13 protein-coding genes and 3 tRNA genes are annotated in these 16900 nt (G+C 63.9%); 11 read left to right on the top strand and 5 right to left on the bottom strand.

The genetic code is table 11. The annotated features are described in order from the left end of the window. Positions 1-148: 148 nt before the first annotated feature. From DACI_RS25025 to DACI_RS25015, 3 genes are all read right to left on the bottom strand, one after another. Positions 149-233, bottom strand: a tRNA-Leu gene (locus DACI_RS25025). Positions 234-388: 155 nt separating this feature from the next. Beyond that, positions 389-473, bottom strand: a tRNA-Leu gene (locus tag DACI_RS25020). Positions 474-632: 159 nt separating this feature from the next. Next, positions 633-717: transfer RNA gene (locus DACI_RS25015), tRNA-Leu, on the bottom strand. Between the two features lie 34 nt (positions 718-751). On the opposite strand from DACI_RS25015, the gene rnr reads away from it, so the two are divergent. After that, entirely contained in the window at positions 752-3334 is a 2583-nt protein-coding gene (gene rnr, locus DACI_RS25010; protein WP_043782527.1) for a ribonuclease R, read from the top strand. Between the two features lie 6 nt (positions 3335-3340). Here the strand turns inward: rnr and DACI_RS25005 are convergent, their stop codons facing one another. Next, complete coding sequence (locus tag DACI_RS25005) at positions 3341-4918, bottom strand: NAD(P)H-hydrate dehydratase (RefSeq protein WP_012206749.1); 1578 nt, start codon at positions 4916-4918, stop codon at positions 3341-3343. A 43-nt stretch (positions 4919-4961) separates the two neighbouring features. Beyond that, the gene (locus DACI_RS25000) at positions 4962-6233 is read right to left on the bottom strand and encodes an FAD-dependent oxidoreductase (RefSeq protein ID WP_012206748.1); all 1272 of its coding nucleotides are present in this window, start codon (positions 6231-6233) and stop codon (positions 4962-4964) included. Between the two features lie 369 nt (positions 6234-6602). On the opposite strand from DACI_RS25000, the gene rpsB reads away from it, so the two are divergent. The 10 genes from rpsB (at position 6603) to DACI_RS24950 (ending at position 16886) form a co-directional block, all read left to right on the top strand. Next, on the top strand, positions 6603-7355 hold the full coding sequence (gene rpsB / locus DACI_RS24995) for a 30S ribosomal protein S2 (RefSeq protein ID WP_012206747.1): 753 nt from the start codon (positions 6603-6605) through the stop codon (positions 7353-7355). Positions 7356-7468: 113 nt separating this feature from the next. Beyond that, positions 7469-8365, top strand: coding sequence for a translation elongation factor Ts (gene tsf, locus DACI_RS24990; protein ID WP_012206746.1), 897 nt, complete (start codon positions 7469-7471; stop codon positions 8363-8365). A 64-nt stretch (positions 8366-8429) separates the two neighbouring features. Further along, a complete protein-coding gene (pyrH, locus tag DACI_RS24985) occupies positions 8430-9152 on the top strand; it encodes a UMP kinase (RefSeq protein ID WP_012206745.1) in 723 nt (240 codons plus the stop codon). Positions 9153-9195: 43 nt separating this feature from the next. Further along, positions 9196-9756 carry a ribosome recycling factor gene (gene frr, locus DACI_RS24980; protein WP_012206744.1) on the top strand — a complete coding sequence of 187 codons (561 nt, stop codon included), beginning with the start codon at positions 9196-9198 and terminating at the stop codon, positions 9754-9756. A gap of 35 nt (positions 9757-9791) precedes the next feature. Continuing rightward, the gene (gene uppS / locus DACI_RS24975; protein ID WP_012206743.1) at positions 9792-10538 is read left to right on the top strand and encodes a polyprenyl diphosphate synthase; all 747 of its coding nucleotides are present in this window, start codon (positions 9792-9794) and stop codon (positions 10536-10538) included. A gap of 13 nt (positions 10539-10551) precedes the next feature. Next, positions 10552-11406: a phosphatidate cytidylyltransferase gene (locus tag DACI_RS24970; RefSeq protein WP_012206742.1), complete on the top strand. Its 855-nt coding sequence runs from the start codon at positions 10552-10554 to the stop codon at positions 11404-11406. Continuing rightward, positions 11403-12581: a 1-deoxy-D-xylulose-5-phosphate reductoisomerase gene (ispC, locus tag DACI_RS24965; protein ID WP_012206741.1), complete on the top strand. Its 1179-nt coding sequence runs from the start codon at positions 11403-11405 to the stop codon at positions 12579-12581. Before DACI_RS24970 ends, ispC begins: the two co-directional genes overlap by 4 nt. Before the next feature lie 82 nt (positions 12582-12663). Continuing rightward, positions 12664-14034 carry an RIP metalloprotease RseP gene (rseP, locus tag DACI_RS24960; protein ID WP_012206740.1) on the top strand — a complete coding sequence of 457 codons (1371 nt, stop codon included), beginning with the start codon at positions 12664-12666 and terminating at the stop codon, positions 14032-14034. A gap of 45 nt (positions 14035-14079) precedes the next feature. Then, on the top strand, positions 14080-16377 hold the full coding sequence (bamA, locus tag DACI_RS24955) for an outer membrane protein assembly factor BamA (protein WP_012206739.1): 2298 nt from the start codon (positions 14080-14082) through the stop codon (positions 16375-16377). Beyond that, positions 16377-16886: an OmpH family outer membrane protein gene (locus DACI_RS24950; protein WP_012206738.1), complete on the top strand. Its 510-nt coding sequence runs from the start codon at positions 16377-16379 to the stop codon at positions 16884-16886. Before bamA ends, DACI_RS24950 begins: the two co-directional genes overlap by 1 nt. Positions 16887-16900 lie beyond the last annotated feature (14 nt).

Here is a 16900-nt window from a genome sequence, read left to right as displayed (position 1 = left end):
GAGTGAGCAAATTATATAGCGCGAAATCTCCGCCTGAAGCCGATTTCCCAAGTTTTTGAGAAATTTCTGCGGGATGGTGCAGAGGCTTGCGACGGTGCCGGCGAGGCAAGGAAAAAGGCCGTTGCGTGTGCAACGGCCTTTTCGTGTTTGGTGCCCAGGAGAGGACTCGAACCTCCACGGAGTTACCCGCTAGTACCTGAAACTAGTGCGTCTACCAATTCCGCCACCTGGGCATTTCAGAGTACGCAAATTATATAGCGTGAAAGCGATGTGCCGGGCAGGTTTGCAAAGATTTTCCTGAACTTTTCTTGCCGAGATGCCCTTGCCATCGGCTTTCAGCGATCAGAAAAGAAAAAGGCCGTTGCGTGTGCAACGGCCTTTTCATGTTTGGTGCCCAGGAGAGGACTCGAACCTCCACGGAGTTACCCGCTAGTACCTGAAACTAGTGCGTCTACCAATTCCGCCACCTGGGCTTGCTGAAGCTGAAATTCTACTGCATTTTTTGCAGAAGCATCCCGATCTTCGATTTTTTTCTTGAGACTGTCATCTGCCAAGCCATGAAGCCAGGGAACTGCCTTCTGCTGAAGATAGTTCCTTAGTTCACCGCAACCTCTGCAGGTTGTCGTTAAACTTGGTGCCCAGGAGAGGACTCGAACCTCCACGGAGTTACCCGCTAGTACCTGAAACTAGTGCGTCTACCAATTCCGCCACCTGGGCATCTCAGGAAAGATTTAGATTGTATACCAAGAAAATGAACCCTCACGCCAAAAGCGCCGATGTGAACGACGAAATCGAGGGCAGTGTGCAGGGGCACCGCGACGGACATGGCTTCGTCATCCGCGATGACGGCGAAGGCGACATCTTCCTCCCCCCCAATGAAATGCGTGCCGTGCTGCACAAGGACCGCGTGAAGGTCCGCATCGTGCGCCAGGACCGCCGCGGCCGGCCTGAAGGCCGCGTGGTCGAGATCATCGAGCGCCCTGCGCACAACATCATTGGCCGCTTCTTGCAGGAAAGCGGTGTGTGGCTGGTGGCGCCCGAGGACAAGCGCTACGGCCAGGACATCCTGATCCCCGCCAATGCCACAGGATCGGCCAAGATCGGCCAGGTGGTGGTGGTGGAACTGACCGAGGCGCCTGCGCTGTTCGGCCAGCCCGTGGGACGCATCATCGAAGTGCTCGGTGAAGTCGATGATCCCGGCATGGAGATCGAGATCGCAGTGCGCAAGTACGGCGTCCCGCATGTGTTTTCCGATGCTTGCCTGGCACAGGCCAAGGCGCTGCCGGACAGGGTGCGGCCTGCCGATTGCAAGAAGCGCATCGACCTGACCGATGTGCCCCTGGTGACCATCGATGGCGAGGACGCACGCGATTTCGACGATGCCGTCTACTGCGAGCCCGCCAAGGTCGGGCGCAGCAAGGGCTGGCGCCTGCTGGTGGCGATTGCCGATGTGAGCCACTACGTGACCACGGGCAGCGCCATCGACATCGATGCCTATGACCGCGCCACCAGCGTCTATTTCCCGCGCCGCGTGATCCCCATGCTGCCCGAGAAGCTGAGCAATGGCCTGTGCTCGCTCAACCCCGATGTGGACCGCCTGTGCATGGTCTGCGACATGCTGATCACCGCCAAGGGCGAGATCCATGCCTATCAGTTCTATCCGGCGGTGATGCACAGCCATGCGCGCTTCACCTATACCGAGGTGGCGGCCATCCTGGCCAATACGCGTGGCCCGGAGGCTGCCCGGCGCTCGGAGCGCGTGGGTGACTTGCTCAATCTTCATGGCGTCTACCAGGCGCTGCTCAAGTCGCGCGAGGCGCGCGGCGCCGTGGACTTCGAGACCACGGAGACGCAGATCGTCTGTGACGAGAACGGCCGCATCGAGAAGATCGTGCCGCGCACGCGCAACGAAGCGCACAAGCTGATCGAGGAGGCCATGCTGGCCGCCAATGTCTGCAGTGCGGACTTCATCGAGCAAAGCGGTCGCGTCGGCCTGTTCCGCGTGCACGACAAGCCCTCGCTGGAAAAGCAGGACATTCTGCGCAACTATCTGAAGGCCATGGGGGTCGGTGTGGCGCTGAGCGAGAACCCGGCCACGTCCGAGTTCCAGGCCATTGCCAACGCCACCAAGGACCGTCCCGACTCCCAGCAGATCCACACCATGCTGCTGCGCTCGATGATGCAGGCCTTCTACACGCCCGAGAATTCGGGCCACTTCGGCCTGGCATTCGACGCCTATACGCACTTCACCAGCCCGATCCGCCGCTATCCCGATTTGCTGGTGCACCGCGTGATCAAGGCCGAGCTCGAAGGCACGCACTATCGCCTGCCCGAGCTGCCCACCCCCGGAGAAGCCGAGGCCAAGCTGGCCAAGCGTCTGGCATCACGCGTCAGCCCACCCGGCCAGAAGCCGCGCAAGCGCGCGCCCGCCGCCGAGGTCCAGGCCTGGGAGGCCGCCGGCCTGCACTGCAGTGCCAACGAGCGCCGGGCCGACGAGGCCAGTCGCGATGTCGAAGCCTGGCTCAAGTGCAAGTACATGCGCGAGCATCTGGGCGAGGAGTTCGGTGGCATGGTCTCTGCGGTGACCACCTTCGGCATCTTCGTCACGCTCGACGCCATGTATGTGGAGGGGCTGGTTCACATCACCGAGCTGGGCGGCGACTATTTCCGCTTTGACGAGGCGCGCCAGGAACTGCGCGGCGAGCGCTCGGGCATTCGCTATGGCATCGGCACGCGGCTGCGCGTGCAGGTCAGCCGCGTGGACCTGGATGGCCGGCGCATCGATTTCCGCCTGGTGCGCGATGGCGAAGAGCAGCCGGCCTCGGGCCGGCCCGGCAGGACGCCGGCGCGCACGGAAACCCATCAGGGCGAAAAATGGGGCCGTCGCGATGCCAAGGAAAAAAGGGCGCAGCGCAACTCGGGAGGCTCCGGCGGTGCAAGGCCTGAGTCTGATGCAGCGGCGTCGGCCGGCAAGCAGGGGCGCAAGGCGTCTAAAAAGGCCATGGTCAAAGGGGTGAACCTGGCCGCGCTGGAAGCTGAATATGCGAATGCCCAGCCGCGCCCGGCCACCACGGCGCGGCAGAGCGACATGGGCGAGGCGGTTGCGGAACCATCATCCGCTGGCTCCGCTGCGCGGCCCCGCAGAGGTCGGGCGTCCGAGGCGCGCAAGTCCGAGGCACGCAAGCCTGCGGCCACGGATGCTGCTGCCCACGGCCTGCCGCAGCTGCCTCCACCGTCGCCGGTGCAGGCACTGCGCGCCTTGGGCAAGAAGGCCTTGGGTGCCGTCAAGTCCAAGGTGACGGGCAACACGTCCAAGCCCCGGCGCAAGTCCTGAGGGTTTTTATGCTCCGAGCCGCTGGGCCAGTGCGCTGGCGCTGAACGGGATGCGCGCAGGCCAATGGTCTGCCGCAAACCCATGGCGCCAGGCTGCCAGGGCTGCTGCCTGCGTGGGCTCCAGGCCCTGGGCCCACAGCGCGGCAATCAGCCCGGCGAGTACATCGCCGGTTCCTCCGGTCGACAGGCGGGCGTTTCCCGTGGGATTGATCCAGCAAGTCGGTGCATCACTATCTCCCTGAGGCCCGGCGATCACGGTGCCGGAGCCTTTGAGCAGCGCGGTGCAGTTGAAGCGTTGCGCCAGTTGCCTGGCGGCGTGCAGCCGCTGTGCCTGGACCTGTGCGGTGTTCGTCTTCAGCAGGCGGGCGGCCTCCAGCGGGTGGGGTGTCAGCACCGTGTGCAGGTTGCGCTGGCGGCGCTCTTTCAGGAGCGAGGCCAGCGATTCATCTTCGGCAACGGCATTCAGTGCGTCTGCATCCAGCACCAGCCTGGGGGCTTGTTCCAATATCTGGGGCAGCCATGCGCGCACCGCCACGCCGCCCCCGCATCCGCACGCCACGGTGGTGCTGCGCCAGTCCTGCGCCTCGGGGCTGCGCAGCATGATTTCGGGCCAGGGCGCGGTGGCCTGGCCTGACCCGGCCGAGGCATCGAGCAGAGCAAGCATCACGCGCCCCGCGCCCCCATGCAGCGCGGCCAGGGCAGCCAGCCAGGCGGCGCCGGTCATGGAAAGGCCGCGCTGTCCCAGCCCCTCTCCGCCAAGGATGGCCACGTCGCCAAAGCTTCCCTTGTGGCTGGCGTGCGGGCGCGGGGTGCTGGCGCCTGGTGAAAACAGTTGTGCGCAGGGCAGGGAAGTGAGGATTGGCTCGCCTTTCGCCAGTCCCGTGTCCAGGTCATCCCACCATATCTGGCCGCAGGCATCGCGGCCACTTCCTGTGAACAGTCCGGGCTGCAGCGTCAGCAGCGCCAGTGTGTGCCGTGCGCTGGCTGGGGCGTTCGGGGGCGCGAATCCAGTCAGGTACTGCCCGGTGTCGGCATCCAGTCCGGAGGCTATGTCCGCGCAAAGGACCGAGCTGGTGCTGGACTGCAGGCTGCGCAGCAGAGTGAGCAGGCGCTCATTCATGCCGGTGCGTGGGCTTGCGGCGTCTGGCAGGCGCAGGCCGATGCCCAGCAATGCGTCAATGCACAAGTCCTGTGGCCCCATGTCGGCGGGCATGTGCTCGGTCCATTGCACGCCGGCTTCTCGGGCGGCGTCCCAGGCGGCGCGTGCATCGTCTGGCATGTGGGCGCGTTCGCGCACGCAGCTGACCAGAATGCGGCAACTGCGTGCCGTTTCTGGCGCCGCATTCAGGCTTTGTTGCAGCCAGGCGGCTGCCTGCAAGCCATCGCCGCCGTTGTTGCCGGGGCCACAGGCTATCCAGATGCAGCGTGCATGGGGAGCGATGGCGCGTGCCAGGCGTGCCAGGCCCGCGCCTGCACGTTGCATGAGGCTGTGCGCGGGCAGTCTGGCTGCCGCCTGCTGTTCCAGGGTGCGAGTGGCCGCCGTATCAAACAGCGGCAAGGCGGTGGATGTGGGAATGCGCAGCATGGACCGAGCATAGCGGTCCGCCGCCCGGTGGTGGATGGGGCGATCAGCCGAAGCGGCGCGGGTCGAGCAGTGCGCTGTCCAGGAAGCTGGCGCGGTTGTCCATCAGGTCGCTCAGCATGCTTGCACACCCCTGCGCGATGGCGGCGCCGCAGCTGCCGTGTCCCAGGTTGAGCCAGATGCCGGGCAGTCCGCTGGCGCCCACCAGCGGCAGTCCATCGGCCGTGCACATGCGCGTGCCATGCCAGATCTGTACGCCCGAGGCCAGCACCGCGCTGCCGGGAAAAACCATGTTGAGGCGGTGATACATGCGCTGCAGTGTGGACTCATGCATGGGGCTGCGGCGGCCTAGCTCCGCGCCGGCCACGATGCGCATGCGCTGGCCCAGGCGGACCAGGGTCATCTGCTCACTCCAGTCCACGATGGCGTGGCGGGGTGCATAACCTTGTTCGCGCAAAGGGGCGCTGACGCCATAGCCGTGCAGGGCGATCATGGGCGGGCGCAGGCCCAGCGGCGTGAGCAGGTTCGCGGCCTCGGCGCCGGCGCAGACGACGATGGCGTCGTGCGAACGGGGGACGTCTTCGCCCAGCAACTGCAGGCGTGCGGTGCGCCCGGCGCCGCCGGGCTGCAATCTCTGCACCAGGCGCTGCGTCTCGAATCGTGCTCCTGCCGACTGCGCTGCCTGGCGTTGCATCAGCGTGGCAAGGCGGCCATTGGCTGCGCCTGCCTGTGGAAAATACAGGGCGCCTGCGAGCGTGGTTTCCTCGCCCAGGGCGGGTTCGCGCAGCCGGGTCTGGGTGGCATCCAGTGCCTCGCAGCGCGTGCCGGCCTCGGCCAGTGCGTCCAGCGCAGGCTTGAGTTGTTCGTGCTCGGCCTCGCTGCCCAGCAGCACCAGGCTTCCGGCGACATATTCCGGGTCAAACTCCCATTGCCGCCACAGCGATTGCTGGAACTGCTGGCTGCGCTGCGTGAGCGCCTCCAGCGCCGCCATGGCGGCTGTGGGCACGTTGCCTTTGCGCAGTTGCCGTCCGGCCTGGCGCCATTGCCATAGCCAGCGCAGCTGGGCTGCGAGGTTTCCGGAGCCCAGTCGCGGCAGGGCCTGCCGGCCGGGGAGGGTGGGGGAGCGTTCGGCGGTTGAAAGGCCGGGTACGCTCCAGGGCTGGAGCAGGCTGGGGCCCAGCCAGCCGGCATGTCCGAAGCTGGCTTCTTCGGCGGCGGTGCCGTGACGCTCGTAGACGGTGACCTCGTGGCCGGCCTGTGCCAGTGCGTGGGCTGTCGCAACGCCAATGCTGCCGGCGCCCACAATCGCGATGTTCATTTTTGGGTGGAATCTGCTGAAGTGCCCGGATTATCAAGCGGATGCAGCTATCACTACAGGAGTGTGTGCATCTTGTGCAACTGCCGTGGCCGTGAGGGGCGGTGAGCGCGCTTTGAGCGCGAAGCCTCGGTTGAGGGGTGGCGTGTGCTAGAATCTTGCGGCTTTGCTAGGGGTTCCCCTGATTTTCTCCGGGATTGCCGGGGGTCAGGCGAAAGCTTTTGGGTGCGGGGTGTTCGTCAAGAACGCCTGCCCATGCTTGGGGATCCTGCGCAAAGTCAATCGCAAACCAGTCCCTTCAAGGTGTTGCGCCCTGTGTTTCAGGGGGCAATTGTCGGGCTGGATTTTAGACCTAACCTTTGAGGTATTCATATGTCCGTCACTATGCGCGAGATGCTGGAAGCAGGCGTCCACTTCGGTCACCAGACCCGTTTCTGGAACCCCAAGATGGCCCCCTTCATCTTCGGTCACCGCAACAAGATCCACATCATCAACCTGGAAAAGTCGCTGCCGATGTTCCAGGACGCCCAGAAGTTCGTCAAGCAACTGGCGTCCAACGGCGGCACGATCCTGATGGTCGGCACCAAGCGCCAAGCCCGCGAGATGGTGGCTGCAGAAGCCCAGCGCGCTGGCGTGCCCTTCGTTGACCAGCGTTGGCTGGGCGGCATGCTGACCAACTTCAAGACCGTCAAGACGTCCATCAAGCGTCTGAAGGAAATGAAGGCCCAGCAAGAAGCCGGCCTGGAAGCCATGAGCAAGAAGGAACAGCTGATGTTCGTTCGCGAACTGGAAAAGCTGGAAAAGGACATCGGCGGCATCCAGGACATGAACAGCCTGCCCGACGCCATCTTCGTGATCGACGTGGGCTTCCACAAGATCGCCGTGGCCGAAGCCAAGAAGCTGGGCATCCCCCTGGTTGGCGTGGTTGACTCCAACCACAACCCCGAAGGCATCGACTATGTCATCCCCGGTAACGACGACTCTGCCAAGGCTGTGCAACTGTACGCCCAAGGCATCGCCGACGCGATCCTGGAAGGCCGCGCTGCTGCACTGACCGACGTGGTCAAGGCTGCATCCGGCGAGAGCGGTGACGAGTTCGTGGAAGTGGAAGAATCCGCTGCCTGATTGAGCTTGTCCGGCTGAGCGACCTCGTCGCTGAATAAGAAGCGGGGCTCAGGGTAGCCCCGTTTTTTTAGCCGAAATCCTGTAACGAATCGAACTGACATTGGAGAAATACGATGGCTGCAATTACCGCAAGCATGGTGGCTGAACTGCGCGCAAAGACTGACGCGCCCATGATGGAATGCAAGAAGGCCCTGACCGAAGCCGAGGGCGATCTGGTCAAGGCTGAAGAGCTGCTGCGCGTCAAGCTCGGCACTAAGGCTGGCAAGGCTGCCTCGCGCGTTACCGCCGAAGGCGTGATCGCCGCCTTCATCAATGGCAACCAGGGTGCCATGATCGAAGTCAACAGCGAAACCGACTTCGTGTCCAAGAACGACAGCTTCATCGCGATGGCCAATGCCGCCGCCAAGCTGGTCGCCGAGCAAAACCCCGCTGACGTGGCCGCGCTGAGCGCCCTGGCCTATGAGCAGGACGGTTTCGGCCCCACCCTGGAAGACGTGCGCAAGGGCCTGATCGGCAAGATTGGCGAGAACATGTCCTTCCGCCGCTTCAAGCGTTTCGACGGCACCAGCCTGGCTTCGTACCTGCACGGTTCGCGCATCGGCGTGGTCGTCGAGTTCGACGGCGATGCAACCGCTGCCAAGGACGTCGCCATGCACGTGGCCGCCATGAAGCCCGTGTCCGTGACCAGCGCCGACGTGCCTGCCGAGCTGATCGAAAAGGAACGCACCGTTGCTGCCGCCAAGGCTGCCGAATCCGGCAAGCCTGCCGAGATCGTCGCCAAGATGGTCGAAGGCTCGGTTCAGAAGTACCTGAAGGAAGTCTCGCTGGCCGACCAGGTCTTCGTGAAGGCTGCCGACGGCAAGCAGACCGTGGCCCAGATGCTCAAGGCCGCCAACACCAACGTCAAGGGCTTCACCCTGTACGTGGTCGGCGAAGGCATCGAAAAGAAGGTGGACGACTTCGCTGCCGAAGTGGCTGCCCAAGTGGCCGCTGCCAAGGCCGGCGCCTGATTCGTCTGAGCGCCTGAACCGTTCCCTTCACCATCCACCACCATCCACCTTTCGGAGAAACACCATGTCCAACGCCGCACCGGCCCACAAGCGCATCCTGCTCAAGCTGTCCGGTGAGGCGCTCATGGGCGACGACTCGTTCGGCATCAACCGTGCCACCATCGAGCGCATGGTCTCCGAGATCGCCGAAGTCACCCGCGTGGGTGTCCAGGTGGCCGTGGTGATCGGTGGAGGGAATATTTTCCGTGGCGTGGCTGGTGGTTCGGTCGGGATGGACCGCGCCACTGCCGACTACATGGGCATGCTGGCCACCGTGATGAATGCCCTGGCCCTGGCCGATGCCATGGACAAGCAGGGCCTCATCGCCCGTGTCATGTCGGCCATTGCCATCGAGCAGGTCGTGGAGCCCTATGTGCGCCCCAAGGCCCTGCAGTATCTCGAAGAGGGCAAGGTGGTGGTGTTCGCTGCCGGCACCGGCAACCCGTTCTTCACGACCGATACGGCCGCGGCACTGCGCGGCGCGGAGATCGGTGCAGAAGTGGTGCTCAAGGCCACCAAGGTCGATGGTGTCTACACCGACGACCCGATGAAGAATCCCAACGCGACCCGCTATCACAAGCTGGCTTTCGACGAGGCCATTTCGCGCAACCTGGGCATCATGGACGCCACTGCCTTTGCGCTGTGCCGCGATCAGAAGCTGCCTATCCGGGTGTTCTCCATCATCAAGCCCGGCGCGCTCAAGCGCGTGGTCATGGGCGAGGATGAGGGCACGCTGGTGTACGCTTGAGCGTTTTGATCCCGCGTTTCACAGCTCTTCAAGGAACAAGAACATGACGATTGCAGACATCAAGAAGACCACCGAGTCCAAGATGGGCCAGTCCATCGAAGCGCTCAAGAACAATCTTGCGCGTGTGCGTACCGGCCGTGCCAACCCCTCGCTGCTGGACTCCATCCATGTGGATTACTACGGCTCCATGGTGCCGCTGTCCCAGGTGGCCAACGTGAACCTGCTCGATGCGCGCACCATCAGCGTGCAGCCCTGGGAAAAGAGCATGTCCGCCAAGGTGGAGAAGGCCATTCGCGAAAGCGATCTGGGTCTGAACCCTGCCTCGCTGGGTGATCTGATCCGTGTGCCCATGCCTCCCATGAGCGAGGAACGCCGCAAGGAAATGACCAAGCTGGCCCGCAACGAAGGCGAAGCTTCCAAGATCGCCGTGCGCAACCTGCGCCGCGACGCCAACGAAGCCGTCAAGAAGCTGGTCAAGGACAAGGAAGCCTCGGAAGACGACCAAAAGCGTTGCGAAGCCGATGTCCAGAAGATGACCGACAAGCACATCACCGAGATCGACGCGCTGGTGGCTGCCAAGGAACAAGACATCATGGCGGTCTGAGGCTTTCTGCCTCGCTTGCCTCAGGGCCTGTACCTTTGACAAACCAAGACTCCGGCGCGGTGCCGCGCCATATTGCCGTCATCATGGATGGCAATGGACGCTGGGCCAATCGCCGCTTTCTGCCGCGACTGGCCGGCCACAAGCAGGGCGTGGAATCGCTGCGCCGCTGTGCCCGCGCCTGCGTCCAGCGCGGCGTGCAGGTCCTGACCGTCTTCGCTTTCTCTTCCGAGAACTGGAACCGCCCCGAAGAGGAGGTTTCCGGTCTCATGGGCCTGCTGGCCAATGCCCTTGCCAAGGAAGTGCAGCAACTGAGCCGCGATGGCGTGCGCCTGCACTTCATCGGCGACCGCAGTGGCCTGAGCGAGAAAGTGTGCGCAGGCCTGGCCCAGGCCGAGCAGGTCACGGCACACAACAACCGCCTGGTGCTCAATGTCTGCTTCAACTACGGCGGGCGCTGGGACATTGCCCAGGCCGCAGCCCGGCTGGCAGAGCAGGGCGAGCCCATCACCCCGCAGAACCTGGACCGCGCACTCGCGCTGGCCCATGTGCCCGACCCGGACCTGCTGATCCGCACTGGCGGGGAGATGCGCATCAGCAACTTCCTGTTGTGGCAGGCCGCGTATTCAGAGCTCTTCTTCAGTGCCAGCCTGTGGCCTGATTTCGACGAGGCCTGCCTGGACGAGGCCATTGCCGCCTTCACTTCGCGCGAGCGGCGCTTCGGCCAGACCTCCGCGCAAGTACACCAATCACAATCGAAGTCGTCCCATCAACAGACGACCTGAACAAGGGGGAGCCATGCTCAAGCAGCGAGTCATCACCGCCCTGATCCTGCTGGCCATCTTGCTGCCTGCGCTGTTCTATCCGACGGGCGTTCCGTTCGCCGTGGTGGTGCTCGTGCTCATGGCGGCGGGTGCCTGGGAATGGGGTCGTCTCAACGGCTTTGGCTCCGCTGGTGCCATCTGCATAGGTGCCATCTGCACGGCGATGTGCGTGGGAGCCTGGGCCGCGGGCTGGCTGGAGCGTCCTCTGACCGCGGTCTGGGTGGTCGCTGGCTCTGCCTGGGTGCTGGGCGGCGGGGCACTGCTGCGCGCAGGCGTGGCCGGCTGGCCGCGCATTGCGGGGCCTGTGCGACTGGTCGGCGGAGTGCTGGCCCTGTGGCTGGCCTGGGTGGCCGTGGTGCAGGCACGCATGATGGGCATCAACTTCCTGCTGTCGGTGCTGGTGCTGGTCTGGGTGGCCGATGTCTTTGCATATTTCGCAGGCCGGACCCTGGGCCTGAAATTCACCAAGTCCAAGCTCGCGCCGTCCATCAGTCCTGGCAAGAGCTGGGAAGGCGTGTGGGGCGGCATGGCCGGCGTGCTGGTGCTGGCCTTGGCCTGGGTCTGGGCGGACCGCCACTACGCGGTGGCCGTGCCCAGTTTCTATTCGTTGCTGTTGGCGCGCGGGGCCTGGTTCCTGCTGCTGGCGGTTGTGTTCATGGCCGCGATGAGCGTGGTCGGCGACCTGGTCGAATCCCTGGTCAAGCGCAGCGTGGGCGTCAAGGACAGCAGTGGTCTGCTGCCCGGCCATGGCGGCGTGCTTGATCGCGTCGATGCCCTGCTGCCGACCCTGCCGCTGGCCATGATGCTTTCCTCTTTCGCGCATTCATGAAGCAGAAAATCACCGTCCTGGGCTCCACGGGCTCCATCGGTACCAATACGCTGGACGTGGTGGCGCGCCACCGCGAGCACTACGAGGTCTTTGCACTCAGCGCGGCCACGCAAGTGGACCTGATGCTGCGCCAGTGCGCCGAATTCAAGCCCCGCTACGCCGTCATGGCCAGCGCGCCACACGCGAAGCTGCTGGCTGAACAGCTGCGCAGCAATGGGCTGGCGACCGAAGTGCTGCAGTCGCCAGACGCGCTGGAGCAGATCGCCTCGCATCCCGAGGTCGATGCCGTCATGGCTGCCATCGTCGGTGCGGCGGGCCTTGCGCCTTGTCTGGCGGCCGCGCGCGCGGGCAAGCGCCTGCTGCTGGCCAACAAGGAGGCTCTGGTTGTTGGCGGCGCACTGTTCATGGACACGGTCAAGCGCCATGGCGCGACCCTGCTGCCCATAGACAGCGAGCATTCGGCCATTTTCCAGTGCCTGCCGGAAGACCGAGCCAGCTGGCCCGATCGCGTGGACAGCCTGCTGCTCACGGCCTCGGGCGGACCCTTTCGCTTGCGCGATCCGGCCACCTTGTCCGAGATCACGCCGGAGCAGGCCTGCGCGCACCCGAACTTCTCCATGGGGCGCAAGATCTCCGTGGACTCGGCGACCATGATGAACAAGGCGCTGGAGGTCATCGAGGCACGCTGGCTGTTCGACATGGCTCCCGACAAGATCAAGGTCGTCATCCACCCGCAGCAGATCGTGCACTCCATGGTGCAGTTCAAGGATGCCTCGGTGCTGGCACAACTGGGCACGCCCGACATGCGCGTGCCCATCGCCTCCGGCCTGGCCTGGCCACGGCGCATCGCCAGCGGCGCGGCGCCCCTGGATTTCGCGAAGCTGTCGGCCCTGACCTTTGAAGAGGCGGATGCCGTGCGCTTTCCGGGCCTGCATCTTTCCTGGCAGGCGCTGCTCGCCAGCGAGGGAACTACGGCGGTTCTCAATGCTTCCAACGAAGTCGCCGTTGCCGCCTTCCTGGAGCGACGCCTGGCATTTGACCGTATCCACGCTGTGAATTTGCGCACTCTCGAAACCTTGCTGCCGCCTACACTGGGCAGCCTGGACGACCTGCTGGCCCTGGACGCCCAGGCCCGCGAAATCGCGCACACCGTGGCTCGGCAGTGGCAGCTGTAGTGCCGGCTTCGCGGGCCAGTCCGGGTTTCTCGGTGGGCCTGCGGCGGTATCCAGGCGCGCATTGGATTCAAAGGAGTATCAATTGTTGCTGACCGTAGTTGCATTCGTGGTCGCGCTGGGCGTGCTGATTGCCGTCCACGAGTGGGGCCACTACCGCGTCGCTGTGGCCTGCGGCGTGAAGGTGCTTCGGTTTTCCGTCGGCTTCGGTCGCCCCATCCTGCGCTGGAAGCGCAAAGGTTCGGACACGGAATTCGTCATCGGTGCACTGCCGCTTGGCGGCTATGTGCGCATGCTCGACGAGCGTGAGGGCGAAGTCCCTGCCGACCAGCGCCATCTGGCATTCAACACCCAGCCGCTGCGTGCACGTGCGGCCATCGTGGCGGCAGGCCCGGTGGCCAACCTCGTGCTGGCCATTGCGCTGCTGGCCATCGTCAATTGGATGGGCATGCAGGAGCCCGTGGCGCGGTTGGCCACGCCGCCGGCGGGCACGGTGCTGCAGATGGCGGGCGTGCAGGGCGGCGATCGCGTGCTGCGCATCGCCTTGGGCGACCAGGAGTGGGAAGAGGTCCGCTCCATCAATGATCTGCGCTGGACACTGACGCGCGCCGCGCTCGATGACGAGTCGGTGCGCATGGAAGTGCTCCAGGGCCGGCGCACGGCTCCGTCCGAACTGCGGCTGGCGCTGGCCGGGCAGGTGCAGGGCGAGCCCGATGCCGCCTTCTTCGAGCGCCTGGGCCTGCTGGGGCCCTGGACACAGCCCGTGCTGGACAAGGTGATCGCCGGTGGTGCCGCCGAAAAGGCCGGCTTGCGCCAGGGCGACCTGGTGCTGCGCGTGGGCAGCACCCTGGTTGATGACGGCACCCAGCTGCGCAATCTCATCCGCAAGATGGGTGCATCGGGCCAGGTCCAGCAGCAGGTCTGGCTGGTGGAGCGCGATGGCAGGCAACTGCAGATCCCCGTGCTGCCCGATCTGGGCCGCTCGGAAGATGGCAAGGAGAGCATCGCCCGCATCAGTGCCTACATCGGCAGCGCTCCCGAGATGGCTCTGGTGCAGCGCGGTCCGCTGGAAGGCCTGTGGGCTGGCGTGCAGCGCACCTGGGAGCTGTCGTCGCTGACGCTGCGCATGATGGGCCGCATGGTGATAGGCGAGGCATCGCTCAAGAACATCAGCGGCCCCTTGACCATTGCCGACTATGCGGGGCGTTCGGCCAGCATGGGCCTGGTTCAATACCTGTCGTTCCTGGCGCTGATAAGCATCAGCCTGGGGGTTCTCAACTTGCTCCCCCTGCCGGTGCTCGATGGCGGGCACCTGATGTATTATCTTTGGGAGGGCGTGACTGGCCGAAGCGTGTCGGAAGTCTGGGCCGGGCGCTTGCAGCGTGCAGGCGTGGCGGTTTTGATGATGATGATGTCCGTCGCCTTTTTCAACGATATCAACCGGCTTTGGGGCTAACTTTTCAGCCGTTTTCGGCAAGCCGCAGCGGCGGCAAATCCATTCATGACTAAACGTATCAATCGCCTGGGCGTGCGCGCTGCATCGACCCTGGCTGCCATGGTTTTGGCTGCCAATGCAGCCTGGGCGCTGGAGCCCTTCCGGGTACAGGACATCCGCATCGAAGGCCTGCAGCGCGTGGAGCCGGGCACGGTCTTCGCATCCATCCCGCTGCGCGTGGGCGACCAGTATGACGATGACAAGGGCGCAGCTGCGATCCGCTCGCTGTTCGCGCTGGGATTGTTCAAGGACATCCGCCTCGAAGCCAATGGCAACGTGCTCGTTGTCGTCGTCGAAGAACGACCGACCATCGCCGAGGTGAACTTCGCCGGCACCAAGGAGTTCGACAAGGAAACCCTGCAAAAGGCCATGCGCGATGTGGGCCTGGCAGAAGGTCGTCCCTTCGACAAGGCCCTGGCCGACCGTGCCGAGCAGGAACTCAAGCGCCAGTACATCAACCGCAGCCTTTATGGCGCGGAGGTCGTCACCACGGTCACGCCCATCGAGCGCAACCGCGTCAACCTGACCTTCACGGTGACCGAGGGCGATCCGGCCCGCATCAACGAGATCCACATCGTCGGCAACAAGGCCTTCAGCGAATCCACGCTCAAGGACCTGTTCGATCAGGATACCGGCAACTGGATGAGCTGGTACACCAAGTCGGACCGCTATGCGCGCAACAAGCTCAACGCCGACCTGGAAACGCTGCGCTCGTACTACCTGCAGCGTGGCTACCTGGAGTTCCGCGTGGACTCCACCCAGGTGGCCATCTCGCCCGACAAGCAGACCATCTCGCTGACCCTGAACATCCATGAAGGCGAGCGTTTCGTCGTCTCCGGCGTCAAGCTGGAGGGCAACTACCTCGACCGCGACGACGAGTTCAAGTCCCTGGTCAAGATCAAGCCGGGCGAGCCCTACAACGCCGACCAGGTCACGGCGACGACCAAGGCCTTCACCGAGTACTTCGGCAACTTCGGCTTTGCCTTTGCACGCGTCGAGGCCGTGCCGGACATCGACCGTGCGACCAACCGCGTGGCCTTGGTACTGCATGCCGAGCCGTCGCGCCGCGCCTATGTGCGCCGTATCAACGTCAGCGGCAACAATCGCACGCGTGACGAAGTGATCCGCCGCGAATTCCGCCAGTACGAAGCTTCCTGGTATGACGGCGACAAGATCCGCCTGTCGCGCGACCGCGTGGACCGCCTGGGCTTTTTCACCGAAGTCAATGTCGAGACCCAGGAAGTGGCGGGCTCGCCCGACCAGGTGGATCTGGTCATCTCGGTGGCTGAAAAGCCCACGGGTTCGCTGCAACTGGGTGCCGGCTTCTCCAGTGCCGAAAAGGTTTCGCTGTCGTTCGGCATCAAGCAGGAAAACGTGTTCGGCTCGGGCAACTACCTGGGCGTGGACGTGAACACCAGCAAGTACCGCCGCACCATGGTGCTGTCCACCACGGACCCGTACTTCACCGACACCGGCATTTCGCGCACCTACGATCTGTACTACCGCACCGACCGTCCCTACTACGACGATGCGGCCTACAAGATCGTCACCTCGGGCGGCAGCGTTCGCTTTGGCGTGCCGTTCAGCGAGATTGACACTGTGTATTTCGGCGGTGGCGTGGAGCGCTCGGAAATCAAGCCCGGCACCTACCTGCCCCAGGCTTACAAGGACTATGCCGACAAGTACGGCTATGCCAACACCGGCATTCCGCTGACTCTGGGCTGGTCGCGTGACAGCCGTGACAGCGCGCTGGCGCCCAACTCGGGTCTCTACCAGCGCCTGAACACCGAGTGGTCGGTGGGTGGCGAGGCCCGCTATGTGCGAGCCAACTACCAGATTCAGCAGTACATCCCGCTGAGCAAGAAGTACACGCTGGCCTTGAACGGTGAACTCGGTTATGGCAAGGGCCTCAATGGCCGTCCGTTCCCATTGTTCAAGAACTTCTTCTCGGGTGGTCTGGGCTCGGTGCGTGGCTTCGAGCAGGGCTCGCTGGGTCCGCGCGACTCTGCAGAGAACATTGCCCTGGGCGGCTCCAAGAAGGTGACTTTGAACGCCGAGTTCATGGTTCCGTTCCCCGGAGCCGGCAATGACAGGACTTTGCGTCTTTTTACATTCCTCGATGTGGGTAATGTCTACGGCGCCAACCAGAACTTCGATCTCGGGGAGCTGCGGGCTTCCACGGGCCTTGGCATCAGCTGGATTTCCCCGCTGGGCCCCCTGCGTCTCGCCTTTGCTCAACCCATCCGCAAGCAGACCGGGGATAAAATCCAGCGACTGCAATTCCAAATCGGAACCTCTTTCTAATGAAATCTCTATCTAGCCATTTTTCCCTGGCTGTGCTGCTTGGCGCCATGGCTGTTTCTGCGCACGCTCAAGAGTTCAAGGCCGGCTTTGTGAACACGGACCGCATCTTCCGTGAAGCGTCGACGGCCAAGGCTGCGCAGTCCAAGCTGGAGCAGGAATTCTCCAAGCGTGAGAAGGAACTGGTCGACCAAGGCAATACGCTCAAGAGCGCTTCGGAGAAGTTCGAGCGTGAAGCGCCCACCATGGCCGAAAGCCAGCGCGTCTCCCGCCAGCGTCAGCTGGTGGACCAGGACCGCGAGTTCCAGCGCAAGCGCCGTGAGTTCCAGGAAGACCTGAACTCCCGCAAGAACGAGGAACTGGCCCAAGTGCTGGAGCGCGCCAACAAGGTGGTCAAGCAAGTGGCGGAAGCCGAGAAGTACGACGTCATCCTCCAGGAAGCCGTCTACATCAACCCCAAGTACGACATCACTGACAAAGTGATCAAGGCGCTGAACGGCGGCGGCAAGTAAGCCAGCGTCCAGGG

This window comes from Delftia acidovorans SPH-1 (assembly GCF_000018665.1).
GTDB classification, from domain to species: domain Bacteria; phylum Pseudomonadota; class Gammaproteobacteria; order Burkholderiales; family Burkholderiaceae_C; genus Comamonas; species Comamonas acidovorans.
Note: the sequence above shows the minus strand (reverse complement) of the source record. Positions and strands in the feature narration are given on the sequence as shown.